Source organism: Nocardioides sp., assembly GCF_044226305.1.
In the GTDB taxonomy this organism is placed as follows: domain Bacteria; phylum Actinomycetota; class Actinomycetes; order Propionibacteriales; family Nocardioidaceae; genus Nocardioides.
The window spans coordinates 144,936-168,681 of the sequence record NZ_JBGAHF010000003.1 but is presented as its reverse complement, the minus strand read 5'-3'; the positions used below and the strand labels follow the sequence as shown (position 1 = coordinate 168,681).

General features: G+C 72.6%; 26 protein-coding genes. 16 read left to right on the top strand and 10 right to left on the bottom strand.

Translation table 11 applies throughout. From position 1 onward, the window contains the following. Positions 1-7 precede the first annotated feature (7 nt). On the bottom strand, positions 8-607 hold the full coding sequence (locus ACILQ5_RS04875; protein WP_395656843.1) for an RNA polymerase sigma factor: 600 nt from the start codon (positions 605-607) through the stop codon (positions 8-10). A 159-nt stretch (positions 608-766) separates the two neighbouring features. Between ACILQ5_RS04875 and ACILQ5_RS04870 the strand changes: the two genes are divergently transcribed. Then, a complete protein-coding gene (locus ACILQ5_RS04870) occupies positions 767-1,231 on the top strand; it encodes a hypothetical protein (RefSeq protein WP_395656842.1) in 465 nt (154 codons plus the stop codon). An 81-nt stretch (positions 1,232-1,312) separates the two neighbouring features. Here the strand turns inward: ACILQ5_RS04870 and ACILQ5_RS04865 are convergent, their stop codons facing one another. Continuing rightward, on the bottom strand, positions 1,313-1,936 hold the full coding sequence (locus ACILQ5_RS04865) for a TetR/AcrR family transcriptional regulator (protein WP_395656841.1): 624 nt from the start codon (positions 1,934-1,936) through the stop codon (positions 1,313-1,315). 50 nt (positions 1,937-1,986) lie between these two features. Between ACILQ5_RS04865 and ACILQ5_RS04860 the strand changes: the two genes are divergently transcribed. Beyond that, positions 1,987-2,823: an alpha/beta fold hydrolase gene (locus ACILQ5_RS04860; protein WP_395656840.1), complete on the top strand. Its 837-nt coding sequence runs from the start codon at positions 1,987-1,989 to the stop codon at positions 2,821-2,823. After that, entirely contained in the window at positions 2,820-3,494 is a 675-nt protein-coding gene (locus ACILQ5_RS04855) for a hypothetical protein (RefSeq protein WP_395656839.1), read from the top strand. The genes ACILQ5_RS04860 and ACILQ5_RS04855 overlap by 4 nt, the downstream gene beginning before the upstream one ends. A 79-nt stretch (positions 3,495-3,573) precedes the next feature. Here ACILQ5_RS04855 and ychF read toward each other — a convergent pair whose 3' ends face one another. The 4 genes from ychF to ACILQ5_RS04835 all read right to left on the bottom strand — a co-directional run bounded on the left by ychF (position 3,574) and on the right by ACILQ5_RS04835 (position 7,590). Further along, a complete protein-coding gene (gene ychF / locus ACILQ5_RS04850) occupies positions 3,574-4,650 on the bottom strand; it encodes a redox-regulated ATPase YchF (RefSeq protein ID WP_395656838.1) in 1,077 nt (358 codons plus the stop codon). An 11-nt stretch (positions 4,651-4,661) separates the two neighbouring features. Further along, positions 4,662-5,093 carry a hypothetical protein gene (locus ACILQ5_RS04845; protein ID WP_395656837.1) on the bottom strand — a complete coding sequence of 144 codons (432 nt, stop codon included), beginning with the start codon at positions 5,091-5,093 and terminating at the stop codon, positions 4,662-4,664. Positions 5,094-5,123: 30 nt separating this feature from the next. After that, positions 5,124-6,170 (bottom strand): oxidoreductase, encoded by a 1,047-nt coding sequence (locus ACILQ5_RS04840; RefSeq protein ID WP_395656836.1) that lies wholly within the window; start codon positions 6,168-6,170, stop codon positions 5,124-5,126. A gap of 193 nt (positions 6,171-6,363) precedes the next feature. Next, on the bottom strand, positions 6,364-7,590 hold the full coding sequence (locus ACILQ5_RS04835) for a hypothetical protein (RefSeq protein ID WP_395656835.1): 1,227 nt from the start codon (positions 7,588-7,590) through the stop codon (positions 6,364-6,366). A gap of 416 nt (positions 7,591-8,006) precedes the next feature. Between ACILQ5_RS04835 and ACILQ5_RS04830 the strand changes: the two genes are divergently transcribed. The 4 genes from ACILQ5_RS04830 (at position 8,007) to ACILQ5_RS04815 (ending at position 12,515) form a co-directional block, all read left to right on the top strand. After that, a complete protein-coding gene (locus tag ACILQ5_RS04830; RefSeq protein WP_395656834.1) occupies positions 8,007-9,947 on the top strand; it encodes a multicopper oxidase domain-containing protein in 1,941 nt (646 codons plus the stop codon). Between the two features lie 18 nt (positions 9,948-9,965). Beyond that, positions 9,966-10,754 carry an exodeoxyribonuclease III gene (locus ACILQ5_RS04825; RefSeq protein WP_395656833.1) on the top strand — a complete coding sequence of 263 codons (789 nt, stop codon included), beginning with the start codon at positions 9,966-9,968 and terminating at the stop codon, positions 10,752-10,754. Between the two features lie 298 nt (positions 10,755-11,052). Next, the gene (locus ACILQ5_RS04820) at positions 11,053-12,105 is read left to right on the top strand and encodes a DNA recombination protein RmuC (protein WP_395656832.1); all 1,053 of its coding nucleotides are present in this window, start codon (positions 11,053-11,055) and stop codon (positions 12,103-12,105) included. Then, positions 12,102-12,515, top strand: coding sequence for a DUF6542 domain-containing protein (locus ACILQ5_RS04815; RefSeq protein WP_395656831.1), 414 nt, complete (start codon positions 12,102-12,104; stop codon positions 12,513-12,515). Before ACILQ5_RS04820 ends, ACILQ5_RS04815 begins: the two co-directional genes overlap by 4 nt. Positions 12,516-12,551: 36 nt before the next feature. On the opposite strand, the gene ACILQ5_RS04810 is transcribed toward ACILQ5_RS04815, so the two are convergent. After that, positions 12,552-13,178 carry an L-threonylcarbamoyladenylate synthase gene (locus ACILQ5_RS04810; RefSeq protein WP_395656830.1) on the bottom strand — a complete coding sequence of 209 codons (627 nt, stop codon included), beginning with the start codon at positions 13,176-13,178 and terminating at the stop codon, positions 12,552-12,554. A 7-nt stretch (positions 13,179-13,185) separates the two neighbouring features. Then, positions 13,186-14,187, bottom strand: coding sequence for a 4-hydroxy-3-methylbut-2-enyl diphosphate reductase (locus tag ACILQ5_RS04805; protein WP_395656829.1), 1,002 nt, complete (start codon positions 14,185-14,187; stop codon positions 13,186-13,188). A gap of 204 nt (positions 14,188-14,391) precedes the next feature. Between ACILQ5_RS04805 and xseA the strand changes: the two genes are divergently transcribed. Both xseA and ACILQ5_RS04795 read left to right on the top strand, forming a co-directional pair. Further along, on the top strand, positions 14,392-15,636 hold the full coding sequence (gene xseA, locus ACILQ5_RS04800) for an exodeoxyribonuclease VII large subunit (protein WP_395656828.1): 1,245 nt from the start codon (positions 14,392-14,394) through the stop codon (positions 15,634-15,636). Further along, positions 15,629-15,850 (top strand): exodeoxyribonuclease VII small subunit, encoded by a 222-nt coding sequence (locus ACILQ5_RS04795; protein ID WP_395656827.1) that lies wholly within the window; start codon positions 15,629-15,631, stop codon positions 15,848-15,850. The genes xseA and ACILQ5_RS04795 overlap by 8 nt, the downstream gene beginning before the upstream one ends. A 92-nt stretch (positions 15,851-15,942) precedes the next feature. Here ACILQ5_RS04795 and ACILQ5_RS04790 read toward each other — a convergent pair whose 3' ends face one another. Continuing rightward, positions 15,943-16,503, bottom strand: a complete 561-nt coding sequence (locus ACILQ5_RS04790) for a DUF4245 family protein (RefSeq protein WP_395656826.1) — start codon at positions 16,501-16,503, stop codon at positions 15,943-15,945. A 35-nt stretch (positions 16,504-16,538) separates the two neighbouring features. Here ACILQ5_RS04790 and ACILQ5_RS04785 point away from each other — a divergent pair, with 35 nt between their 5' ends. Genes ACILQ5_RS04785 through glpX form a run of 6 tightly spaced genes read left to right on the top strand, consistent with a single transcriptional unit; the run spans position 16,539 to position 21,816 of the window. Beyond that, positions 16,539-17,783, top strand: a complete 1,245-nt coding sequence (locus ACILQ5_RS04785; protein WP_395656825.1) for an SLC13 family permease — start codon at positions 16,539-16,541, stop codon at positions 17,781-17,783. A 17-nt stretch (positions 17,784-17,800) separates the two neighbouring features. Further along, entirely contained in the window at positions 17,801-18,214 is a 414-nt protein-coding gene (locus tag ACILQ5_RS04780) for a molybdopterin-binding protein (RefSeq protein ID WP_395656824.1), read from the top strand. Continuing rightward, positions 18,211-18,966, top strand: a complete 756-nt coding sequence (modA, locus tag ACILQ5_RS04775; protein WP_395656823.1) for a molybdate ABC transporter substrate-binding protein — start codon at positions 18,211-18,213, stop codon at positions 18,964-18,966. The genes ACILQ5_RS04780 and modA overlap by 4 nt, the downstream gene beginning before the upstream one ends. A 3-nt stretch (positions 18,967-18,969) precedes the next feature. Then, positions 18,970-19,737, top strand: coding sequence for an ABC transporter permease (locus ACILQ5_RS04770; protein WP_395656822.1), 768 nt, complete (start codon positions 18,970-18,972; stop codon positions 19,735-19,737). Then, entirely contained in the window at positions 19,734-20,774 is a 1,041-nt protein-coding gene (locus tag ACILQ5_RS04765) for a sulfate/molybdate ABC transporter ATP-binding protein (RefSeq protein WP_395656821.1), read from the top strand. The genes ACILQ5_RS04770 and ACILQ5_RS04765 overlap by 4 nt, the downstream gene beginning before the upstream one ends. Positions 20,775-20,802: 28 nt before the next feature. Further along, positions 20,803-21,816, top strand: a complete 1,014-nt coding sequence (gene glpX / locus ACILQ5_RS04760) for a class II fructose-bisphosphatase (RefSeq protein ID WP_395656820.1) — start codon at positions 20,803-20,805, stop codon at positions 21,814-21,816. Here glpX and ACILQ5_RS04755 read toward each other — a convergent pair. Then, entirely contained in the window at positions 21,781-22,611 is an 831-nt protein-coding gene (locus ACILQ5_RS04755; RefSeq protein ID WP_395656819.1) for an esterase/lipase family protein, read from the bottom strand. The genes glpX and ACILQ5_RS04755 overlap by 36 nt on opposite strands. A 193-nt stretch (positions 22,612-22,804) precedes the next feature. Here ACILQ5_RS04755 and ACILQ5_RS04750 point away from each other — a divergent pair, with 193 nt between their 5' ends. After that, the gene (locus ACILQ5_RS04750; RefSeq protein ID WP_395656818.1) at positions 22,805-23,695 is read left to right on the top strand and encodes an alpha/beta fold hydrolase; all 891 of its coding nucleotides are present in this window, start codon (positions 22,805-22,807) and stop codon (positions 23,693-23,695) included. Positions 23,696-23,746 lie beyond the last annotated feature (51 nt).

Sequence of the window (23,746 nt, the reverse complement as noted above, 5' to 3'; positions counted from 1 at the left end):
CGCGGCCTCACCTCCACCTCTCGTCGAGGGCGGCCTCCGCCAGGGAGCCGCGCAGCTGTGCCTTGGCCCGGTGCAGCCGGGTCTTGACGGTGTTCTCACGGACGCCGAGCAGCCGCCCGGCCTCCTTGGTGGTCAGCCCGTCGAGCACGACGGCCTGGATCACCGAGCGGAACTCGGGCGAGAGGCGCCGCAGCGCGCCGGCCAGGTCGCCGTACTCCACGCCGAGCAGGACCTCGTCCTCCGCCGCGGGCGTCGCGCCGAGCGACGGCGAGTCCCACTCGGGCAGCAGCAGCACGTCCTTGCGCGAGCGCAGCCGGGACACCAACCGCCGGAAGGCGATCCCCCACAACCACCCGGCGGCCTCGCCGTCACCGCGAAAGGCGCGGGCGTCCTTCCACACCGCGACGAAGGTGTCCTGCAGCACGTCGGCGACGACCTCGCGGTCGTTGCACCGTCGCATCAGTCGGGCCTGCAGCCAGGGGGCGTGCCGGTCGTAGAGCTCCTTCAGCGCGCCACTGTCGGCCTCGACGATCCTGGCGACCAGGATCCTGTCGTCCTGGTCGCCGGTCGCTCCGGGAGCGGTGCCCGGACGCCCGAAGGCTGCCATGACCTCACTGTCGCACCGGGGAGTCGAGAAGGTTCCCCGATCGAGGTGGGACTTCGTCGACCGGACCAGCGGGCCGTCCTCACCGATGTCGGGGACGGGGCGGTCCCCGCTCGCCTACGATCGCCGCGGGCTCGGGAACGTCGACCAACGGAGGCTTCCATGAAGAGCAGACTGCTGCTGGCGCTCGTCGGCATCGTCACCGTCATCGCCGCCGCCGGGCTCGCGCCGAGCGCCGACGCGACCGCGGCCCACCGCAAGCCGGTCTACTGGATCGACCTCGCCGGGACCGCGTCGCAGCACCCCGACTACGTGTACTTCACCGCCAGCTCCGGCGGCTACATGGAGGACATCACGTGGCACCACTGGGGCGCGCGCAAGACGGTCGGCAAGGGCACGTTCGGCACGACCGCCCCCTGCAACCCCGGCCAGCCCTGCCCCTCCGGCCCGGCGACGATCACCATGCGCAAGCCGGTTCGGTGCACCCCAAAGTTCGGGACGAAGGAGGGCAGGACGGTCCGGGTCTACCGGCACGTGCGGCTCGACTACCCCGACGGCGAGGGCGGCACCGCGCACGCCGACATCACCGACCGCGCCGGCTGGGCGTCCTGCCAGGAGGCCGGCTGACCGTCCGACGCTGACGCGAGACGGCCACACGGGAGCTCCGGTGGTCATCGGTCATCGCTGCTCCGTGCGGACCGCTCACCCTCAGTCCGAGCGCGCCGCGTGCCAGCCGGCATGCAGTGCATCCAGGGCCAGACCGATGTGCTCGTCGGCGTCCCCGGGCACGGCAGCGGGGACCTGGTCGAGTGCCGCGAGCCGGGAGATGCCGTAGACGACACCCCAGGCGATGGCGCAACGGCGCAGCAGATCGGCCTCACTGACGCCAGGGGGCTGGCAGGCCCCGACGGTGTCGTGGAGCAGGTTCCAGTAACGGATCGCCGCAGCCTGCAACCACGGGTGCTCGCTCTTGTCGATGTGGAGCGCCAGGTCGAGGTCGTGGACGTGCGGCTCGCGCGCCACCCACTCGGTGTAGGCCCGGGCCAGGGCCCTGAGCCTCGCGATCGGCGACTCTCCGGCGGCTGCCACTTCCGCCTCGGCTGCTCCCGCCGCCCGGTCGAGGCCGACCCCGGCGACGGCTGCGAGGAAGCGCCGCTTCGACCCGAAGTGGACGTACGGCGCCTGGTGGCTCACCCCCACCTGCTCAGCGACGCGGCGCATGCTGAGCTGGTCGACCGGCGCGGTGCGCAGCATCTCGAGGGTGGCCTCGACCAGGCGCATCTCCAGCGACTCCTCGACCGGCTCGGCCGGGCCATTGACAGTGTCAACCACAGGAGCGACCATACCGGCATTGACACTGTCAACCAGGGAGGTGCGGCAACATGGCCGAGACGAGATTCGTGGAGACCGTGGTAGGCCGTCTCAAGGTGACCACCGTCGGGACGGGGTACCCAGCCGTCCTCTGGCACAGCCTGTTCGCCGACGAGCGGAGCTGGCGGCGCGTGGCCGCGGAGCTCGCCCGCGACCACCGGTTGATCCTGATCACTGCTCCTGGCCACGGCGAGAGCGGCGACCGGCACCGACGCTACGACCTCCTCCAGTGCGCTCGTGCTGCTGAAGAGGTCCTGGATGCGTCGGGTGTCCACGATCCGGTGGACTGGGTCGGCAACGCGTGGGGCGGACACGTCGGCCTGCGCTTCGCGACGGCGTCCCCCCGCCGGATCAGGTCGCTGGTCACCATCGGGACACCTGTCCAGGCACTCGCCACCTCCGAGCGAGTGCGGACCCGACTCCTGCTCCTGGTCCACCGGCTGCTGGGGCCGACCGGATTCATCGTCGGCGCAGTGGTCGAGACGCTGCTCTCCCCGTCGACCCGAGCGCGCGACCCGGAGGCCGTCGAGCTCGTCCAGAGCTCCTTCGTGGAGGCAGACCCGCGTCAGCTGCGCAACGCCGTCGTCTCCGTCTCGCTGCGGCGCGAGGACCTCGGGGCACTCCTGCCGGGCATCACCATCCCCACCCTCATGATCACCGGCGAGCAGCACACCGGCTGGACGCCGGCTCAGGCCGCTGCTGCGGTCACGACGATGCCCCACGGGCACACGGCCGTCGTCGCGGATGCGGCGTACCTGGTGCCGCTCGAGCAGCCCGACGCCGTGGTGGCGTTGGTCCGCGACTTCTGGGCATCTGCCCTCGCCGAGGCGCCAGGGAGCCAGCGATGAGCCACGAGCGCACCGCGGCACTCGCCGGAGCCCTCTTCGTCGCCCTCGACATGGTGGTCGGCGTGATGGCGGGAGCGCCTCCCTCGCCGGGAGCACCCGAGGACGAGATCCTCGCCTACCTCGCCGATCATCGCACCGGCCTTGCGGTAGGGCTGTGGCTGTTCGGCCTGGCCACGATCCCGCTGCTGTGGTGGTTCGGTTCTCTCTGGGTTCGCCTGGTCCATGCCGAGGCGGGCACCCCACGACTCGCCGTCGTGTCGCTGGCCGGGTTGCTCCTCGGCGGCACCATGGCCCTCGCCTCGGCGGTGATGATGGCCGCGCTCGGGCTCCTGCCCACCGACGCCGAGGGTGCGGTCACCGTCTACACCATCGCGGCGGTGCTGCTCTCGGCCGCAGGGTTCGGTCTCGCCGCACACCTGCTGGCCGCCAACGTCCTCGCCGCCCGGGGCGACACGTTCACCAGGTGGCTGGTCGTCGTCGGGCTCGTGTCGGCGTCTGCCTTCCTCGTCTCCGCCGTGCTCGGGGCAGTGTCCAACGACGCGACCTCCAACACGATCGGTCTCATCGGCTTCGTGCTGTGGCTCGTCTGGATCCTCGGCGTCAGCCACCGGATGTGGGACGGCGACGCCCGGACCGGCTCGAGGTCGGACCTGGTGGCTCGACGCTCCTAGCGCCGACGGCCCCGGACGGGCCGCCCGCCGGGCTCGGAGCGCCGCCCGACCCGTCTGGCCGACCTCGACAGGCGGCGGCTCAGACGTTGAAGCGGAACTCCACGACGTCGCCGTCCTGCATGACGTAGTCCTTGCCCTCCATGCGGACCTTGCCGAGCTCCTTGGCCTTGAGCATCGAGCCCGCGCTCATCAGGTCGACGAAGGAGACGATCTCGGCCTTGATGAAGCCGCGCTCGAAGTCGGTGTGGATGACGCCGGCCGCCTGCGGGGCGGTCGCGCCCTTCGGGATCGTCCAGGCCCGGGTCTCCTTCGGGCCGGCGGTGAGGTAGGTCTGGAGGCCCAGGGTGTCGAAGCCGACCCGTGCCAGCACCTCCAGGCCGGGCTCGTCGACGCCCATCTCGTGGAGCATCTCGCGGGCCTCGTCGTCGTCGCCGAGCTCGACAAGCTCGGCCTCGAACTTCGCGTCGAGGAAGATCGCCTCGGACGGCGCGACGATCTCACGCATCCGCTGCTTGAGCTCCTCGTCGCCGAGCTCGTCGGCGTCGCAGTTGAAGACGTAGATGAACGGCTTGGCCGTGAGCAGTGAGAGCTCGCGGATCAGGGTGCGGTCGATGGACGTCGCAATGATCGGCGTACCGGCCTCGAGGGCGGCGAGCGCCTCCTTCGCGGCGGCGAGGTTGGCGGCCAGCTCCTTCTTGCCGCGGGCCTCCTTCTCCAGCCGCGGGATCGCCTTCTCGACCGTCTGGAGGTCCGCGAGGATCAGCTCGGTCTGGATCGTCGAGATGTCGCTGGCCGGGTTCACCTCGCCGTCGACGTGGGTCACGTCCTCGTCGCGGAAGACGCGCGTCACCTGGCAGATCGCGGCGGACTCACGGATGTGGGACAGGAACTTGTTGCCCAGGCCCTCACCCTCCGACGCACCTCGCACGATGCCGGCGATGTCGACGAACTCGACGGTCGCGGGCAGGATCCGCGCCGAGCCGAACACCTCGGCCAGGCGGGGCAGCCGGTCGTCCGGGACACCGACGACGCCGACGTTCGGCTCGATCGTGGCGAACGGGTAGTTCGCCGCGAGGACGTCGTTCTTGGTGAGGGCGTTGAAGAGGGTCGACTTGCCCGCGTTGGGGAGACCGACGATGCCGATGGTGAGAGCCACGGGCGGCGAGTCTACGGCGCGGGCGAGGGCCCTCCCCAATCAGCGGCACCACCCCGGAACAGCACCCAGGCGTAGCGCAGCGCGGTCAGGGAGAACACCAGCGTCAGCGTGACGATCACCGCCTCGATCGCCCCGCCGCCGCCCGAGGTGAGGATGCCGTGCTCGAGGTCGTAGAGCAGGTCCATCCCGAACAGGTACATCCCGGCCGACCCGGCGCACGCCAGCCAGAACGGCGCGGACGCCGTACGCCGGGTGAGCGCGACCAGCGCGAGCACGCACACCACGCCCAGCCAGGCGTCGGCCAGCGGGAAGGCGTTCTCGAAGTCGTAGTACCCCTGGGTGTGCTCGCTCGCGAGCACGTCCCGGTCGGTGAACCAGATCGACCAGTAGGCGATGTCGATCACGATCGCGACGACGAGCATCGTCTGGACGGTGCGCCTCATGGGCGCATCGTGGCAGACCCCGGCCGGGACTCAGTGCCGCGCCAGGCGCACCACGACGCCGTGCGGTCCGCTCGCCCAGCAGGCGGACCGGACGCACTGCACGGCGTCGAGCGGGGTGTCGTCGAACGCCCGCCAGCTGCGGCCGCCGTCCACGGTCACGTCGCTGCCGGTCGGGCCGACGGCGATCGCCACGTCGTGGCGCAGCCAGTCGACGCCGGAGCGGTAGCCGGAGAGGTCGCCGCCGTTGGTCCAGGTCGCGCCGCGGTCGTCGGAGTACGCCGACGCGTCGGTCCCGGCCGTCGGGGCCTCGAAGTCGCCGCCGACCGCGATCCCGTGCGGGCCCTGGAACGCCAGGGAGAAGACGCCGCCGGCCGCCGAGGCGGGGATCGTCGAGTCGCGCACCGTCCAGGTCTCACCACGGTCGTGGCTCACGAAGACCCGGGCCGCGCCGCCGCCCGAGGCGAGGTAGGCGTCGTGGCCGGAGGTCACCAGGCAGGTGCCACTGGCCGCGAACGCGAACTCGCCGTCGACCGCGTCCGGCATCCCGGCGGGGTCCACGAGCTGCCAGGAGGCACCGCCGTCCCGGGTCGAGATGATCCGGAACTTCCCGTCGACCGGGTCGCTCACGGCCAGGCCGAAGCGGTCGCCGGGGTACATCGCCAGGCAGTCGTAGAACGCGTTCGCGTCGTCGTTGACGAAGGCCTGCGTCCAGGTCTGCCCGCCGTCGGTGGTCCGGTAGATGCGGCTGTCGGTGCCCTCGCCGATGCTCAGCGCGAGCGCCGTCCGGCTGTCGCGCGCCTCGATGTCGCGGAAGAGCAGGCCGTCAGCACCCGGCGGCGAGACGTCGTCCCAGCTGCGGCCGCCGTCGGTGGTGCGCCAGACGCCGCCGGCGCTGCCGCCGACCCACGCGACCTTGCTGCTCACGGCGTCCAGGCCGCGCAGCTGCTGGTCGGTCGGCACGTCGACGTGCGTCCAGGAGGGGTCGTGGGCGTGCGGATGAGCCGCTTGGGCAGGTGCGATGGCAGCCGCTCCTGACGCGAGGACAGTGGTCATGAGGATCCCGAGAAGGCGCAACATGTCGGCACCCTAGGTCGCTCGGGACCTGACCGACAACGGGTCGCTCGACCCGGGGTGGCTCTTCTGGTGCCACGACCCCCGGATGGACCGCACCGCCCGCGACCAGCGCTCGACCCCGCAGCCCGGAACTGGCCGGTCGGTCGAACCGCTACCGCTCATCGCCCCCGTTCTGCCACTCTCGGATCCTCGGGAGCTATCTGGTTGCGGAGTAGCGGATCTTCGCCTTCGTGTTGGGCCAGACCACGCGCGCGGTACCTGACTCGGCGACCGCGACGACGGGTTCGACGAACCCCTGGAAGTCGTAGGTGTTCTCACCCTTGGATGACAGCGTCTGCACCTTGCCAGCCTTGCCGTTGGCCTGCAGCTGCAGGGCGCGGATCTCGGCCGGGGGCGGAGAGGTTCGCGACCCCGCCCTGGTCCAGTTCCAGACGAGAGTCACGCGTCCGGCACCGTCGATCCCCATCGAGTCGACGGATGCCCTCGCGACCGAACGCTCCTTGCTCATGGCCCCGCTCGAGGAGAGCCGCACCCAGTGAAGGTCGGAGCGCGAACCGACGACGGCGCGCCATGCCACGGTGGCGGTGCCGGAGCTGTCGATCACCACCTCGGGACTCCCGGAGAACCTCGAGTCTCCGAGCTTCTTCGTCTGGCCCAGCCGGCCGTCCGCAGTCACGCGCGTCGCCATGACCTGTCCACTCCGCTTGCTCCAGGCTGCCGTGGTCACACCCTGGGCGTCGATCGCCACGCCCCCCGGGAATGCGGGCTTGCTCCTCGTGGAGATCCGCAGAACGGGCCCCGCCGTTCCGTCCGTCGAGAAGCGGCTCGCCATCACCGCCGGCGCGCCACCCGCGTACCCCTGCCAGACGGCAGTCGCGCGGCCCGTTGCATCGATCGCGACGTTGGCGACATCGCCGAAGTCAAGTAGGTGCTCGTCCAGCGTCTGGACGGTCCCGACGCTGCCGTCGGGCTCGACGATCGCGGCGCGCAGCGCGGGATAGTCGCTCCAGACGACGACCGCGCGTCCGGCGTCGTTCACCGCGACGTCCGGATCCTCGCCCTCACCGAGGCTCGCAGGGGGCGTCTGGCTTCCGTCTGCGCTCACGTGGGTCCACTGCACGCCTGCGGACCCACCCCAGACGACCGTTGCTGTGCCCGTCGCATCGAGGTCCACGGCGGGGTTGTTCGAGTCGGCCCCGGGGTCCGAGAGCGTCGACGTGCTGCCGATCGTTCCGTCGGCGGCGATCGGCAGTGCCTGGATCCGGCCCTTGGACTGCTGGTAGTCGTGCCATACGACGAGTGAGTCACCGGCGGAGTCAGAGGCGATGCGCGGGAAACCGCGGCTCTGGCCGGCATCGCCGATCGTCTTCGGGCTGGAGAACGAAGCAGCCGAAGCCACAGAAGCCACGAGTACCGCGGCCACGCAGCCCGCCACCATCACGACCCCAACCCGGGATCCCCTCACGCCGCGACGGGACTTCACCATCGTTTCTCCCCATTTGCGTTGTTGTCAGCGCCCGGCCCGGCCCGTCAGACGAACCCGCTACCGGTGCTGGGAGCAAGGTCCCGAGGAGCGCACCATCTTTCGTGAATCGGCCGTGACACTAGCAACACACGGTCGAGCACGGGCGAGCTTCACTGGTGATCGCCGCGACGGCAGCGGGCATCGAGCCGAGGTGGACGGGGATGTGGTCGGCCTGCCTGACGAGCTCGCCGGCGGGGCGGGGCCCACCGCGCCACTGCAGTGGCCCCGCCCGGTCGACTACTTCAGGCTGAACGACCCGGAGCGTTGTCCCGATTCCGCCCGCGAGGACGGCCGCCCCGGGTGAAGATGCCGGGGTGACCCGCACCCACCCGCGGACCCTCGCGCTGGTCCTGCTCGCGCTGCTCGCCCTGCTCGGTGCGCTGGTGGTGCACGCCGCGGACCCCTCCGGCCGCAACGACGCCACGGCCGCGCTGGGGACGGGCCCCGCCGGCACGGCCGGCGACACCGAGCCGGTCTCGGCGACGATCCTCATCGGGCCGGCCGGCCTGACGGGCGGCTACGACACCCCGCGCGTGACGATCTCCCAGGACGGGCAGCTCTCCGTGCTCAACCGGGACTCCTACTCGCACACCGTCACCTCGGAGACCACCGACGCCCGCGGCCGGCCGCTCTTCGACGTCGTGGTGCCGCCGGGCGAGACCCGGTCCATCCCAGGGGCCACCGGGCTCGCCGCCGGCGACTACGGCTTCTACTGCCGCTTCCACCCGAACATGCGCGGCACCCTCACGGTCACCGGCGGGTCCGGCGGCACCCATGGCGGCAAGCAGCGGTTCAGGCTGCCGCTCGCCGTGCCACCGACGCTCCGCGACGCCCACGTCCGGCTCGACATGCGCAAGACCGCCGTACGGATGCTGCCGGACGGGCGGCGGACCGAGGCGTGGACGTACGGCGGCAGCTGGCCCGGCCCCACGATCCGGCGTCCCGCGGGCGAGCGGACGCTGGTCACGGTCGCGAACCACCTCCCGCGCCGGGCCGGGTCGATGTCGGTGCACCTGCACGGCGACCACCACGCGTCCCGGCACGACGGCCAGCCGACCAGCTACCTGGTGCCGCGCGGTGGCTCGCGGACCTACCGCTACGACCTGACCGACAACGGCAAGCCGGAGCCGGGGTCGTTCTTCTGGTACCACGACCATCGGATGGACCACACCGCCCGCAACAACTGGATGGGCCTGCAGGGCATGTTCATCGTCGACGACCCGCGCGAGGCGCGGCTGGGGCTCCCGCAGGGCGTGCGCGACGTGCCGCTGATGATCTCGGACCGCAGCTTCACCCGGCGCAACCAGCTGGTCCCCGTCCACGAGCCCGACATGGTGATGGACATGGGCCACGGGGACATGGGCCACGGGGACATGGGCTCGATGGACATGGGCCACGGGGACATGGGCTCGATGGACGGCATGGGCTACACCGGCCCGCACGCGCCGCCCGACGACGCGACCGTCGGCACCCAGATCCTGGTCAACGGCCGGTTCGCCCCGCACCTGCGGACGTCCGCCGTGCACTACCGGCTGCGGCTGCTCAACAGCTCGGCGTTCTCGTCGTACAACCTCACCCTCTCCGACGGCCGCCCGTTCGTGCAGATCGGCACCGGCGACGGGCTGCTGCCGGCGCCGGTCGTGCGGCAGAGCATCCTGCTCGGGCCCTCGCAGCGCGCCGACGTGGTCGTCGACTTCCACGGCGAGGCGGGCCAGGACGTCGTCCTGCAGACGGTGCCGCGCACCGACAGCGAGACCGGCACCGGGTCGCGGGTCGGCAAGCTGATGCAGTTCCGGGTGCGGGACAAGGCGCCCGACCGGACCAGCGTCCCCGACACGCTGCCCACCCCGAAGCTGGTCCGCGCGCCCGCCGCGATCTCGATGACGTGGACGTTCTCCCTGGAGGGCGACGAGGAGTCCGGCACCTACTGGGCGATCAACGGGAAGGCCTACGACCCGGACCGGGTCGACCACCGGGTCCGGCTCGGCAGCGCCGAGACCTGGCTGCTGCGCAACACCAGCGAGGTCACCCACTACGTGCACATCCACGAGGAGCAGTGGCGCACCGTCAGCCGCGACGGCCAACCGCCACCGCCGTGGGAGCGAGGGCTCGAGGACACCTGGAAGCTGGACCCGGGCGAGGAGGTCGTGGTCGCCGCCCGCTTCACCGACTACACCGGGCCGTTCATGGTCCACTGCCACATGCTCGACCACGAGGACCACGGCATGATGGCGACCTTCAAGGTGGTCCGGTAGCCGCCTAGGGTTGGCGGCGTGCGCATCGCCACGTGGAACGTCAACTCCCTCCGCTCCCGCGTCGACCGCGTCGAGGCCTTCCTGGACCGTCACGAGATCGACGTGCTCGCGCTCCAGGAGACCAAGGCGCGCGCCGACCAGCTCCCGCTGATGGGGATCGAGGCCCGCGGCTACGAGACCGCCGTCGCCGGCACCAACCAGTGGAACGGCGTGGCGATCCTCAGCCGGGTGGGGCTCGAGGACGTGGAGACCGGGTTCCCCGGCCAGCCGGGCTGGGCCAAGGACGTCGACGGTCCGGTCGAGCCCGAGTCGCGCGCCATCGGCGCCACCTGCGGCGGCGTACGCGTGTGGTCCCTCTACGTCCCGAACGGCCGCAAGCCCGACGACCCGCACTACGTCTACAAGCTCGACTGGCTGGCCCGGCTCCGCGACGCCGCCCAGGCGTGGCGCGACCAGGACGTGGCGCTGGTCGGCGACTGGAACATCGCGCCGACCGACGAGGACGTCTTCGACATCGCCCAGTTCGCGAAGTCGACCCACGTCACGCCGCCGGAGCGGGCGGCGTTCCAGGGCTTCCTCGACGACGGGTACGTCGACGTGGTCCGGCCGCACACGCCGGGGCCCGAGGTCTACACCTACTGGGACTACTACCGGCAGCGCTTCGAGCGGAACCGCGGCCTGCGCATCGACTTCGTGCTCGGCTCGCCGTCCCTCGCCGCCCGGGTGACCGGCGCCTTCATCGACCGTGAGGAGCGAGCCGGCACCGGCGCCTCCGACCACGCCCCGGTGGTCGTCGACCTGGACTGAGCCCTTGTGTTGGGCCGTCGCAGGTTCACCATGGTCTGTCGACGAACCTGCACTTCCCACGGCGTGCCCATCGTGGGAAGTGCTGCTTCGTCCGGGTCCCATGGTGAACCTGTGGCACGGCAGCACCCCGCGCCCCGTCGCAGGTTCGTCCGGGTCCCATGGTGAACCTGTGGCACGGCAGCACCCCGCGCCCCGTCGCAGGTTCGTCCGGGTCCCATGGTGAACCTGTGGCACGGCAGCACCCCGCGCGCCGTCGCAGGTCCGGCCGACTGTCGGTGGGCGCCGCCATCCTGGACCCATGACCGCCGTGACGCTCGTCCTCACCCTGATCGTCGGGCTCGCCCTGGGCTGCCTCGTCGGGGCCGTGGTGGGCGTGCTCTGGTCGCGCTCGCGCGCGCCGTACGTCGACGGCCTGGTCGACCAGGCCGAGGTGATGCAGGGGCTCGATCGGCTGAGCGACCAGATGCAGCACCTCGACCGAGCCCGGGCCGCGTGGCAGGGCGAGTTCCACGTGCAGGTCGACCAGCTCCAGCGCGAGACCCGGTCGCTCGCGACCGCGCTGCGCAAGCCGCAGGTGCGCGGCCGGTGGGGCGAGCTGCACCTGCGCCGGGCGGTCGAGCTCGCCGGGCTGGTGGACCGCTGCGACTTCACCGAGCAGGTCCGCCTCGACGACGGCGCCCGGCGCCCCGACCTGGTCGTGCACCTCGTGGGCGGCCGCACCGTCGTCGTCGACGCGAAGGTGCCGCTGGACGCCTACCTCGACGCGACCTCGACCGAGGACGACGACGAGCGCGCCCACCACCTGCGCCGCCACGTCGCCCAGCTGCGCAGCCACATCGACGCGCTCGGGTCGAAGCGGTACTGGCGCTCCCTCGACGAGAGCCCCGAGTTCGTCGTCCTGTTCGTGCCGGCCGAGTCCTTCCTCGCGGCGGCGCTGGAGACCGACGGGTCGCTCATCGAGCACGCCGCCACCCGGCAGGTCGTGCTCGCCACCCCGACCACGCTCATCGCCCTGCTGCGCACCGTCGCGCACGGGTGGAGCCATGAGGCGCTGGCCGACCAGGCCCAGGAGATCCACCGCCTCGGCCGTGAGCTGCACGGCCGGCTGGCCGGCATGAACGGCCACCTCGACCAGCTCGGCCGCTCCCTCAACGCCGCCGTCGGGCACTACAACCAGGCCGTCGGCTCCCTCGAGTCCCGGGTCCTGGTCAGCGCCCGTCGCCTCGGCGACCTGCCCACGCCGCGGCAGGTGGAGGCCGCGGGGCGGTCGGTGTCCCCGCTGGACCTGCGGCTCGTCGACCGGCGCGCCGCCGACGCCGAGGGGGTCGACGACCCTACCGTGGCGTCGTGAGTCAGCCCCGGACTCTGTGGGAGGAGGGGCGCGAACCAGGCCGTCAGGTCGTCGCGCTCGGGCTGGCCCTCGCCCTCACGGCGGTCGTGCTGGACCAGGCGGTCTTCGGCTCCGTCGGTCTGCTCTTCGACGTCTTCTTCGTGCTCAGCTGTGTCGCGATGGCCCTCGTGGTGCGGCCGCGGGACTTCTTCACCGTCGGCGTGCTGCCCCCGCTGCTCATGGTCTCGGTCTTCATCCTGGTCGGGGTGACCCGGCCGGACGCCATCGCCGACGCCGGCGACGGGGCGGTGCAGGCCGTCGTCACCGGGCTGTCCCACCACGCCGGCGCGCTGGTCACCGGCTACCTGCTGGCGCTGGTCGTCCTCGCCATCCGGCACCGGGTGATCGGCCGCCAGCACCTCGCGCACTGAGCGAGCGGGCGACCGACCGGGCGGCCGTCGTCCGCCTCAGGCGGCCTCGAAGCGCCCCGGGTCGCCGGCGCCGAGGCGGACCACCTCGGGGTAGCCCTCGGACCAGTCGATGACCGTCGTCGGCTCGGCGAGGGTCTCCCCCGCCTCGACGACCAGGTCGACCTGGTGGTCGAGCTCCTCCTTGATCTCCCAGCCCAGGCTGCGCGGCTCGGTCTCGCCGGGGAGGATCAGGGTGCTGGACAGCAGCGGCTCGCCGAGCAGGTCGAGCAGGGAGTGCACGAACACGTGCTCGGGGATCCGGACGCCCACGGTGCGCTTCTTGGGGTGCATCAGCCGCCGCGGGACCTCCTGGGTCGCCGGGAGCACGAACGTGTAGGGCCCCGGCGTCGCCGCCTTGATCGCCCGGAACGCGGAGTTGTCGAGCTTGGCGAGCTGGCCGAGCTGCGCGAAGTCCTTGCAGACCAGCGTGAAGTGGTGCTTGTCGTCGAGCCCCCGGATCCGCAGGATCCGGTCACGACCGTCGCGGTTGCCGAGCTGGCAGCCCAGCGCGTAGCCCGAGTCGGTCGGGTAGGCGATCACCTGGTCGTCGCGCAGCGCGTCGACGATCTGCTGGAGCAGCCGCTCCTGCGGGTTGACCGGGTGGACGTCGAGGTAGCGGGCCATGGCGGGCTCAGACCCGGCCCGCGGCCTTGAGGTCGCGGCGCAGCTCCTTGGGGAGCGCGAAGATGAGCGACTCCTCGGCGCTGTGCACGGCCTTCGCGTCGGGGTAGCCGCGCTCGGCGAGGAACGCGAGCACCCCGTCGACCAGGGCCTCCGGGACGCTCGCCCCGGAGGTGACGCTCACGGTGGAGACGCCGTCGAGCCACTCCTCCTGGATCTCCGAGGCGTCGTCCACGCGGTACGACGCCCGCGCGCCGGCCTCGAGGGCGACCTCGACCAGCCGCACCGAGTTCGAGGAGTTCCCCGAGCCGACCACGATCACGAGGTCCGCGCCCTGGGCGATCTCCTTGACCGCCAGCTGGCGGTTCTGCGTGGCGTAGCAGATGTCGTCGCTCGGCGGGTCGAGCAGCTCGGGGAACCGCTCCCGGATCGCGGCGACGGTCTCGAGGGTCTCGTCGACCGACAGCGTCGTCTGGGAGAGCCAGGCCACCCGGGAGGGGTCGCGCACCTCGATCCCGGCGACGTCCGCAGGGCCCTGGACCAGCTGGATGTGCTCGGGCGCCTCGCCGGCCGTGCCCTCGACCTCCTCGTGCCCGGCGTGCCCGATGAGCAGGATGTCGTAGTCCTCGTTCGCGAACCGCTTCGCCTCGTGGTGGACCTTGGTCACCAGCGGGCAGGTGGCGTCGATGGTCTTGAGGCTCCGCTGCTCGGCCTGCCGGTGCACCTCCGGCGACACCCCGTGGGCGGAGAACACCACGGTCTCACCGGCGGGGACCTCGTCGAGCTCCTCGACGAAGACCGCGCCGCGCGACTCGAGGTCGGCGACCACGTGCCGGTTGTGCACGATCTGCTTGCGCACGTAGACCGGGGCGCCGTAGAGGTCCAACGCCTTCTCGACGGTGATCACGGCCCGGTCGACACCGGCGCAGTAGCCCCGCGGCGCCGCCAGCAGGACGGCCTTGTCGGCCTGCTCGGGCGACAGGATCGGGGGCATGCCCATGTCGGTGCTCATGGCTGCCAGTCTAGGTGGCCGCCGACGCGTCGCCGTCGCGAGCGTCGGCCAGCGCGTGCGCTGGCAAGGCGGAGGAGGGAGACGGGACGGAGTCCCGGCGACCGACGACAACGCCGACCGGCGTGCGTGATGGCCGGCGCGCAGCAGGCGAGGCGGAGGTGGCGACCGTCCACGACGTCGGCCCCATCCCCTAATCTCACGGCCATGGCCCTGGAGACGTCGTTGGAGTCGCCGGCCCCGGTGCGGCAGATCGCCAACGCGATCGCCAGGTGGGTGGACCGGCTGGGCGCCGTCTGGGTGGAGGGCCAGGTCGCACAGGTGAGCCGCCGCCCCGGCATGGGGACCGTCTTCATGACGCTGCGCGACGCGGTCGCCGACATCTCGGTCACGGTCACCTGCTCGCGCACCCTCTTCGACGGGCTCAACCCACCGCTGGTCGAGGGCGCGAGCATCGTCGTCCACGCCAAGCCGTCGTACTACGCCAACCGCGGCACGCTGTCCCTCTACGCGCGCGACATCCGGATGGTCGGCCTCGGCGAGCTGCTCGCGCGGCTCGAGCGCCGCCGCCAGCTGCTGGCCGCCGAGGGCCTGTTCGCCGCCGAGCTCAAGCGGCCGCTGCCGTTCCTGCCCGGCACCGTCGGGCTGGTCACCGCCCCCAACAGCGCGGCCGAGCGCGACGTGGTGGAGAACACCCGCCGCCGCTGGCCGGCCGTCCGGTTCGAGGTCGCGTACGCCGCGATGCAGGGTCCGCGCTCCGCCGGGGAGGTGATCGAGGCGGTCGAGCGCCTCGACCGGCTCGAGGCCGTCGACGTGATCGTGGTCGCCCGCGGCGGCGGCTCGGTCGAGGACCTGCTCCCGTTCTCCGACGAGGGACTCGTCCGGGCCGTGGCGAAGGTGCGCACCCCGGTCGTGTCCGCGATCGGCCACGAGCCCGACCAGCCGCTCCTCGACCTCGTCGCCGACGTCCGCGCGTCCACCCCGACCGACGCCGCCAAGCTGGTCGTGCCCGACGTCGCCGAGGAGGCACGCAACGTCGCCCGGGCCCGGGAGCGGATCCGCGGCACGCTCGCCGGCCTGGTCGCCCGCGAGCAGGCCGGCCTGGACGCGCTGCGCTCGCGCCCGGCGCTGGCCGACCCGCGCAGCCTGCTGGACGTGCGCGGCGCCGAGGTGGCGCAGCTGCGCGACCGGGCCCGCCGCTGCCTGCGCCACTCGCTCGACCGGGCCGCCGACGACCTCGGCCACCAGCGCGCGCGGGCCCGGGCCCTGTCGCCGCTGGCCACGCTCCAGCGCGGGTACGCCGTGCTCCAGGACGCCGACGGCCACGTGATCAGCTCCGTGGCCGGCGTCGTCGCGCAGCAGCAGGTCAGCGTCCGGGTCGCCGACGGCCGCATCCACGCCACCACCACGAGCACCGAGACGAGCACCGAGCCCGAGGAGAGTCATGGCTGAGAAGAAGGCCGCGCAGCAGACCGAGCCGGCCCCGTCGTACGAGGCGGCCCGCGAGGAGCTGGTCGAGGTGGTCCGTGCCCTCGAGGCCGGCGGCACCACCCTCGAGGAGTCGCTCGCCCTCTGGGAGCGCGGCGAGAAGCTCGCCACCGTCTGCCAGGACTGGCTCGACGGCGCCCGCCAACGCCTGGACGCGGTCCTGGACGCCGACGGTTGAGTCGAGGGTTCTGACCCGTTGAGTCGTGGGTTTCGACCAACCCGAGTGGTCACAACCCTCGACTCGAGTGGTCAGAAGTCTCGACTCGACCGTTACGGGGTGATGGGGTCGGTCGTCAGGGACTGGACGAAGGTGCGCAGGGCGTCGGCGTCACCGGAGCTGTAGACGAGCACGGTGTCCTCGCCGACCTGGGTGGTCCAGGCGTGGTCGTCGTCGGTGTCGTCCCAGCCGGTCCAGGTGCCGACCGAGGTCGTGAGGGTGTCGCCGCTCTCGCTGGTCCCGCCGCCGACGTAGGTCTCGAGCAGGTCGGTGGTCGAGGCGTCGGCCTGGTGCACCCCGGCGGTGTGCTCGTCGTCGGTCGTGAACACCATGTCCACCTCCGGGCGGGTGCCGGAGTCGAACGACGCGGTCTTGGTCGTCCAGCCGTCGGGGAGCGTGGGCGGGTAGACCGGCTCCAGCCCCAGCTGCTGGATGCTCGCCACCATCTCCTGGTAGTCGACGTCGTCGGGCTGGTACTCCGGGGTGTTCCGGAACGCGCCGCGGAAGACGACGATGCCCAGGACGACCAGCACCAGCACGATGATCGAGCCGATCAGGCCGCCGAAGCTCCGCTGGTAGCGGCTCGGCTGGCCGGTCCCTGACGCCTCGCTCACGCCGTCCATCCTCACAGGTCGTCTAACCTCGCGAGGTGCCGCCCCTCGACCTGGTCCCGCTGGCGGCGCTGCTGGCCCTGCTCGTCACCGCCTACGTCCACCCCACCGCGCGGACCGAGCTCGGGGTCGGCCTGCTGGCCGCGGCAGCGACGCTGACGACCGGCATCCTCGGCGGCTCCGAGGTCGAGGAGGTGCTGCGCCGGCTCGGCCCGGTGGTCCTCTTCCTGGTCACGATCCTCGTCGTCGGGGACGTCTGCGCCCGGGCGGGCGTCTTCGTCGCCGCGGCCGAGCGGGTCCGGTCGGCCAGTGGGGGGAGACCGGTCCACCTGTTCACGGGCGTCTTCCTGCTCGCCGCCGCGGTCACGGCGGTGCTGAGCCTGGACGCGACGGTGGTGCTGCTGACCCCGGTCGTCGTGGTCGCCGCGGCCGCCGCCGGCACCTCCACCCGGCCCGGGGCGCACGCCTGCCTGCGGATGGCGAACTCCGCCTCGCTGCTGCTCCCCGTCTCCAACCTCACCAACCTGCTGGCGATGCCGCACCTCGACCTCACCTTCGGGCAGTTCGCCGTGACGATGGCGCCGGTGCTGGCCGCCGTGCTCGTCGTCGAGTACGGCGTCCTGCGGCTGCTGTTCCGTCGACCGCTCGCCGCCCCCGCCACGCCGGACGCGCCCGTCGCGCGTCCCACCCCGCTCGAGCCGGTCCCGCTGGTGGTCGTGGCGCTGATGCTGGTCGGCTTCGCGGTCGGCTCGCCGCTCGGTGTCGAGCCCTGCTGGATCTCCGGCGTCGCGGCCGTGGTGCTCGTGGCCTGGGCGCGGCACCGGCGCCTGGTGACCTGGCGCCAGGCCGGCCACGCCGCCCACCCGGCGTTCGCGGTGTTCGTGCTCTGTCTCGGCCTGGTCGTCGAGGCGCTCTCGGTCGGCTTCCTCGGGGACCTGGTCGCCGACCTGGTCCCCGGCGGCACCTCGTGGCTGGACCTGGTGGCGATCGCCGTGCTCGCGACGGTGCTGGCCAACCTGCTGACCAACCTCTCGGCCACGCTGCTGCTCGTCCCCCTGCTCGCGCCGCTCGGGGACACCGCGGTGCTCGCGGCGCTCCTCGGGCTGAACATCGGCTCCGGGCTGACCTACACCGGGTCGCTCGCGAACCTGCTCTGGCGGCGCACCCTGGTGCGGATCGGCGACGCCCCCTCGCTGCGCGAGCTGCACCGGGTCTCGCTGGTCGCGACCCCGCTCAGCCTGGTGGTCGCGGTGACCGTGCTGGCCGCAACTGCGGCTCTCTGAGGACAGAACAGCCGCAGATGCGGCATGATCACCGGGTGACGACGTACCGGATCGCGGAGGCCGCCGAGCTGCTCGGCGTCAGCGACGACACGCTGCGACGCTGGGTCGAGGCCGGTCGCGTGGCGAGCACCCACGAGGACGGGCGCACCGTGATCGCCGGGGCCGACCTCGCCGAGCTCGCCGCGTCCCTGGCCGACCACCCCGACCGGGACGCGACCCGGGCGTCGGCGGTGAGCGCCCGCAACCGGCTCGCCGGGATCGTCACGCGCGTCACCAAGGACACCGTCATGGCCCAGGTCGAGATGATCTGCGGGCCCTACCGGATGGTCTCCCTGATGAGCTCGGAGGCCGCCGAAGAGCTGGGCCTGGAGCCCGGCGTGCGCGCCATCGCCTCCGTCAAGTCCACCAACGTCGTCGTGGAGCGCCCGTGAAGAAGCCACTCGTCCTGTCCGCCCTGCTCGCCCTGGCCCTGCCGCTCGCCGCTTGCGGCGGCGCCTCCGACGACGCCGGCTCCACCGACACCGTGACCGTCTACGCCGCCTCCTCGCTGACCGCCGCGTTCGGCGAGATCGCCCAGGACTTCGAGGCCGACCACGACGGGGTCGAGGTCAAGCTCAGCTTCGGCGGCTCCTCCGACCTGGTCACCCAGATCCAGAACGGCGCCCCGGCGGACGTCTTCGCCTCGGCTGACACGGCCACCATGGACGAGCTCGTCGCCGACGACCTCACCGCCGCGGACCCGCAGGACTTCGCCACCAACACCCTCGAGATCGCGGTGCCGCCCGGCAACCCCGCCGGCATCAGCTCCTTCGCGGACCTCGCGAAGCCCGGCGTCCAGCTCGTGGTGTGCGCCCCCGAGGTCCCGTGCGGCGCCGCGGCCCAGCAGGTCGCCGACGACGCCGGCGTCACCCTCGAGCCGGTCAGCGAGGAGCAGTCGGTCACCGACGTGCTCGGCAAGGTCACCTCCGGCGAGGCCGACGCGGGGCTGGTCTACGTCACCGACGTCCAGGCCGCCGGTGACGACGTCGAGGGCATCACCTTCCCCGAGTCGGCCGGCGTCGTGAACACCTACCCGATCGCCCCGGTGAAGGGCGCCGGCGACCTCGCCCAGCAGTTCGTCGAGTTCGTCCTCGGCGACACCGGCCAGCAGGTCCTGGCCGACGCCGGCTTCGGGAAGCCCTAGCCCGTGCTCCCGCGCTGGCTCTGGGTGCCCGCGACCGTCGGGGCGGCGTTCGTGCTGCTCCCGCTCGTCGCCCTGGTCGCGCGCGTGGACTGGGCGTCGTTCCCGGAGCTGGTCACCTCGCCGGCGGCGCAGGACGCACTCTGGCTGAGCCTGCGGACCTCGTCGCTGAGCACCCTGCTGTGCGTGCTGCTCGGGACCCCGCTCGCGATGGTGCTGGCGCGCACCACCTTCCCCGGCCAGGGCGTCCTGCGGTCGCTGGTGCTGCTGCCCCTCGTGCTCCCGCCGGTCGTGGGCGGCATCGCGCTGCTCTACACCTTCGGGCGCCACGGCCTGCTCGGGCACGAGCTCGACGTCCTCGGGATCCAGGTGGCGTTCTCGACCACCGCGGTGGTGATGGCGCAGACCTTCGTCGCGATGCCCTTCCTGGTCGTCAGCCTCGAGGGGGCGCTGCGCACCGCCGGGCAGCGGTACGACGTGGTGGCGGCCTCGCTCGGGGCGGGACCGACCACGGTCTTCCGCCGGGTCACGCTGCCGCTGGTGCTGCCGGGGCTCGTCTCGGGAGCCGTGCTCGCCTTCGCGCGCTCGCTCGGTGAGTTCGGCGCGACGATCACCTTCGCGGGCAGCCTCCAGGGGGTCACCCGGACCCTGCCGCTGGAGATCTACCAGCTCCGCGAGACCGACGTCGACGCGGCCGTCGCGCTGTCGCTGGTGCTCGTGATCGTGGCGGTCCTCGTGATCGGGTTCGCGCGGCAGGGCCGGAGCGCGCTGTGAGCCTGGAGGTCGAGACGGTCGTCGGCGACCGCGGCCTCGACGTGGCGCTGGAGGTGGCCGACGGCGAGACGCTCGCCCTCCTGGGTCCGAACGGCGCCGGGAAGTCCTCGGTGCTGGCGGTGCTCGCCGGGCTCCTCCGCCCCGACTCCGGGCGGGTGGTCCTCGACGGCCGCGAGCTCACCGGACCCGGCACGATGGTCCCGCCGCACGACCGCCAGGTGGCGCTCCTCGCCCAGGAGCCGCTGCTGTTCCCCCACCTCGACGTCCGGGCGAACGTCGGGTTCGGGCCGCGCAGCCGCGGCGCCGGCCGTCGGACGGCGCGCGACACCGCCGAGCGCTGGCTCGCCGAGGTCGACGTCGCCGACCTCGCGGACCGGCGGCCCGGCCAGCTCTCCGGCGGCCAGGCGCAGCGCGTCGCCGTCGCGCGCGCCCTCGCTGCCGACCCCCGGCTGCTCCTCCTGGACGAGCCGATGGCCGCCCTCGACGTCGGGGTGCTGCCGGCGCTGCGGCAGACGCTGCGCCGCGTGCTCGCCGATCGCACCGTCGTGCTCGTGACCCACGACGTCCTCGACGCGCTGCTGCTCGCCGACCGGGTCGTGGTCCTCGAGGACGGCCGGATCGCGGAGTCCGGTCCGACCGCCGACGTGCTGGAGCGGCCGCACAGCGCCTTCGCCGCCCGGATCGCGGGGCTCAACCTGGTCGCGGGCCGGTGGCGCGACGGAGCGGTCGTCGGCCAGGACGGGGTCGCCGTGACCGGGCTGCCGGCCGGTCCGGTCCCTGCGTCCGGCGAGGCGGCCGTCGCGGTGTTCCGCCCCGGCGCGGTCGCGGTGTTCCGCGCCGCTCCGGGCGGCAGCCCGCGCAACAGCCTGCCCGTCGTCGTGACCGAGCTGGAGCCGCGCGGCGACCAGGTGCGGGTGCGGGCCGGGCACCTGGCCGCCGACATCACGGTCCGGTCGGCCGCCGACCTGGACCTCGCTCCCGGCACGCCGGCCGTCTTCTCCGTGAAGGCGAGCGAGGTCACCGTCTACCGGACCTAGGCCGCCTCAGCATCGGTAGAGTCCAGTCATGCCTCCGCTGTCAGTGTCACCCGAGTCCCCCGACCGCAACCTGGCACTCGAGCTGGTCCGGGTCACCGAGGCCGCAGCGATGGCCGCCGGCCGCTGGGTGGGCCGCGGCGACAAGAACGGCGCCGACGGCGTCGCGGTCAACGCGATGCGCGTGATGATCTCGACGATCGGCATGAACGGCACGGTCGTGATCGGCGAGGGCGAGAAGGACAACGCCCCCATGCTCTACAACGGCGAGCAGGTCGGCGACGGCACCGGGCCCGAGTGCGACGTCGCCGTCGACCCGATCGACGGCACCACGCTGACCGCCAAGGGGATGACCAACGCCGTCTCGGTCATGGCGGTCTCGCCCCGCGGCTCGATGTACGACCCCTCCGCGGTCTTCTACATGGAGAAGCTGGTCGCCGGAGCCGAGGCCGCGGACGTGGTCGACATCCGCTACCCCGTCTCCGAGAACATCCACCAGGTCGCGAAGGCGCAGGGCAAGCGGCCCTCCGACGTCACCGTCGTGCTGCTCGACCGCCCGCGGCACGCCCAGCTCGTCGACGAGATCCGCGCGACCGGCGCGATGATCAAGTTCATCAGCGACGGCGACGTCGCCGGCGCGATCATGGTCGCCCGCCCCGAGACCGGCATCGACCTGCTGCTCGGCGTCGGCGGCACCCCGGAGGGCATCATCGCCGCGTGCGCGATGAAGTCGCTCGGCGGCGTCATCCAGGGCCGGCTCTGGCCGCAGGACGACGACGAGCGGCAGCGGGCGCTCGACGCCGGCCACGACCTCAGCCCCGACCACGTCCTGAGCACCGACGACCTGGTCACCGGGGACGACTGCTTCTTCGTGGCCACCGGGATCACCGACGGCGAGCTGCTGCGCGGGGTGCGCTACCGCGGTGGCGGCGCCACCACGCACTCGCTGGTGATGCGCTCGCGCAGCGGCACGATCCGGTCGATCACCTCCGAGCACCAGCTGCAGAAGCTACGCGCTTTCGCCGCGATCGACTTCGACAGCTGAGACGTCGCTGCGCACCAGCGCACCGCTGACTGCGTCGACCACGCGCGGGTCGAAGGCCATGCCGAGGTGCGACGCGGTCACCTCGACGGCTCGCGCGAGCGGGTCCACGCAGGCGCGCCAGTCGACGATGCCGTCGCGGCGGGAGTAGATCGCGGTGAAGCCGACCCCGTCCGGGACGGGCCGCCGGCTGTCGCCGAAGCTCTGCTCGGCGCACGCGCCGCGCACGCACTCCTCCGACATCAGCCCGGGGATGCCGGCGCGGCTCAGCCGGACCAGCAGGTCGACGGTAGCCGCGAGCGAGACGTGGTGCGCCCCCGGCGCGAGCATCGGGCTGCCCATCGTGACGATGTTGGAGACCAGGTCCGGCCGCCGCACGGCGACGCCGCGAGCCAGCATCCCGCCCAGGCTGTGGCCGATGATCTGCACGCGGGTGCCACGGCGGATCGCGATCGACTCCAGCCGCGCCTCCAGCTGCGCGGCGGCGTTCAGGGTGCAGCCCACGTTGGACAGGATGTGCGACCGGTAGGTCCGGAACCCCTGCTGTCGCAGGGAGCGACTCATCAGGCCGAGGGTGCCGTCGCCGGCGAGGAAGCCGGGGACCAGCAGCACCGGGTCGCCGTGGCGCACGGGGCGGGCGGCGTACGGCGTCGCGCGCCGGGTCCGTCGCTCCGTGGCGGCCCGCCAGGCGTAGCGGCCGAGCTCGGTCGCGGCGCTGCCCTCGCGCAGGACCGCTGCCGGGTGGGGCATCGAGAACCCGTGCGGCAGCAGGAAGTCCGCCAGCGTCGTGGACGACATGTGATCCACGTTACGTTCCGGAGGGGACGATGTCCGGGGAATCGCCGATGGCTTCGGTCATTGACCGTCCCTTTCTCTGTCGCACGATCACGGAGGCTGATTGACTGGTCGGGTGGTGGCACCTCGCAGCAGATCTACCCAGGACGACGTCGCGGCACGCCCGAGGACGGCGGCGGTCCAGACACCCGTCGTCGTGTCCGAGGAGCTGTTCGCACCGGTCGGACGTGGCATCGAGCTGTGCTACCAGACGTTCGGCGACCCCACCGACGAGCCGCTGCTGCTGGTGATGGGGCTCGGGGGTCCGATGACGTGGTGGGACCCCGACTTCTGCACCGCGCTGGCCCGGGCGGGCTTCTACGTCGTCCGGTACGACAACCGCGACACCGGCCGCTCGACGCTCCTGCGCGGTCGGGTCGCCCGGTCCACCCTGGTGCGGGCGTTCGCGGGTCGTCGGGTCAAGGCGCCCTACGGCATCGGCGACCTGGCCGACGACGCGTTCGGGCTGATGGACCACCTCGGCCTGGGCACGGCGCACGTCGCCGGCATCTCGATGGGCGGCATGATCGTCCAGACGATGGCGATCACCCATCCTGAGCGGCTGCGCACGCTCACGAGCATCATGTCGACCACCGGCAAGCGCTCCGTCGGGTGGCAGCACCCCTCGCTGCTGCGCTCGCTGATGGCCGCGCGCAAGCCCGGCCGCGAGGCGTACATCCGCTCCAGCGCCGACCTGTGGAAGCTGATCGGCTCGCCGGCGTACCCCGAGAGCCGCGAGGAGGTCGAGCAGCGGGCCGCCGAGACCTACGACCGCGGGGTGAGCACCAACGGCGTGCTGCGGCAGATGCTGGCCGTGCTCACCCAACCCAGCCGCGGCGCCCGGCTGCGTGGCGTCCGCGTCCCCACGCTGGTGATCCACGGGACGGCGGACAAGATGGTGCACGTCTCGGGCGGCCGGGCGACGGCGGCCGCGATCCCCGGCGCCGAGCTGCTGCTGGTCAACGGCATGGGCCACGACCTGCCCGAGGAGCTCTACGACACGATCGTCGCCGCCATCCGTCGGACCGCAGACCGGGCCCGGACGTGACGCAGGGCGGCGACCCGGGGGTCACCGCCCTGCACCACTCGCGCGGTCCCG

Excerpts from the sequence above, each read along its gene's own strand:
- ACILQ5_RS04875 (WP_395656843.1), bottom strand. The coding sequence starts at position 607 with ATGGCAGCCTTCGGGCGTCCGGGCACCGCTCCCGGAGCGACCGGCGAC.
- ACILQ5_RS04870 (WP_395656842.1), top strand. The coding sequence starts at position 767 with ATGAAGAGCAGACTGCTGCTGGCGCTCGTCGGCATCGTCACCGTCATC.
- ACILQ5_RS04860 (WP_395656840.1), top strand. The coding sequence starts at position 1,987 with ATGGCCGAGACGAGATTCGTGGAGACCGTGGTAGGCCGTCTCAAGGTG.
- ACILQ5_RS04855 (WP_395656839.1), top strand. The coding sequence starts at position 2,820 with ATGAGCCACGAGCGCACCGCGGCACTCGCCGGAGCCCTCTTCGTCGCC.
- ACILQ5_RS04845 (WP_395656837.1), bottom strand. The coding sequence starts at position 5,093 with ATGAGGCGCACCGTCCAGACGATGCTCGTCGTCGCGATCGTGATCGAC.
- ACILQ5_RS04840 (WP_395656836.1), bottom strand. The coding sequence starts at position 6,170 with ATGTTGCGCCTTCTCGGGATCCTCATGACCACTGTCCTCGCGTCAGGA.
- ACILQ5_RS04820 (WP_395656832.1), top strand. The coding sequence starts at position 11,053 with ATGACCGCCGTGACGCTCGTCCTCACCCTGATCGTCGGGCTCGCCCTG.
- ACILQ5_RS04810 (WP_395656830.1), bottom strand. The coding sequence starts at position 13,178 with ATGGCCCGCTACCTCGACGTCCACCCGGTCAACCCGCAGGAGCGGCTG.
- ACILQ5_RS04805 (WP_395656829.1), bottom strand. The coding sequence starts at position 14,187 with ATGAGCACCGACATGGGCATGCCCCCGATCCTGTCGCCCGAGCAGGCC.
- xseA (WP_395656828.1), top strand. The coding sequence starts at position 14,392 with ATGGCCCTGGAGACGTCGTTGGAGTCGCCGGCCCCGGTGCGGCAGATC.
- ACILQ5_RS04795 (WP_395656827.1), top strand. The coding sequence starts at position 15,629 with ATGGCTGAGAAGAAGGCCGCGCAGCAGACCGAGCCGGCCCCGTCGTAC.
- ACILQ5_RS04780 (WP_395656824.1), top strand. The coding sequence starts at position 17,801 with ATGCGGCATGATCACCGGGTGACGACGTACCGGATCGCGGAGGCCGCC.
- glpX (WP_395656820.1), top strand. The coding sequence starts at position 20,803 with ATGCCTCCGCTGTCAGTGTCACCCGAGTCCCCCGACCGCAACCTGGCA.
- ACILQ5_RS04755 (WP_395656819.1), bottom strand. The coding sequence starts at position 22,611 with ATGTCGTCCACGACGCTGGCGGACTTCCTGCTGCCGCACGGGTTCTCG.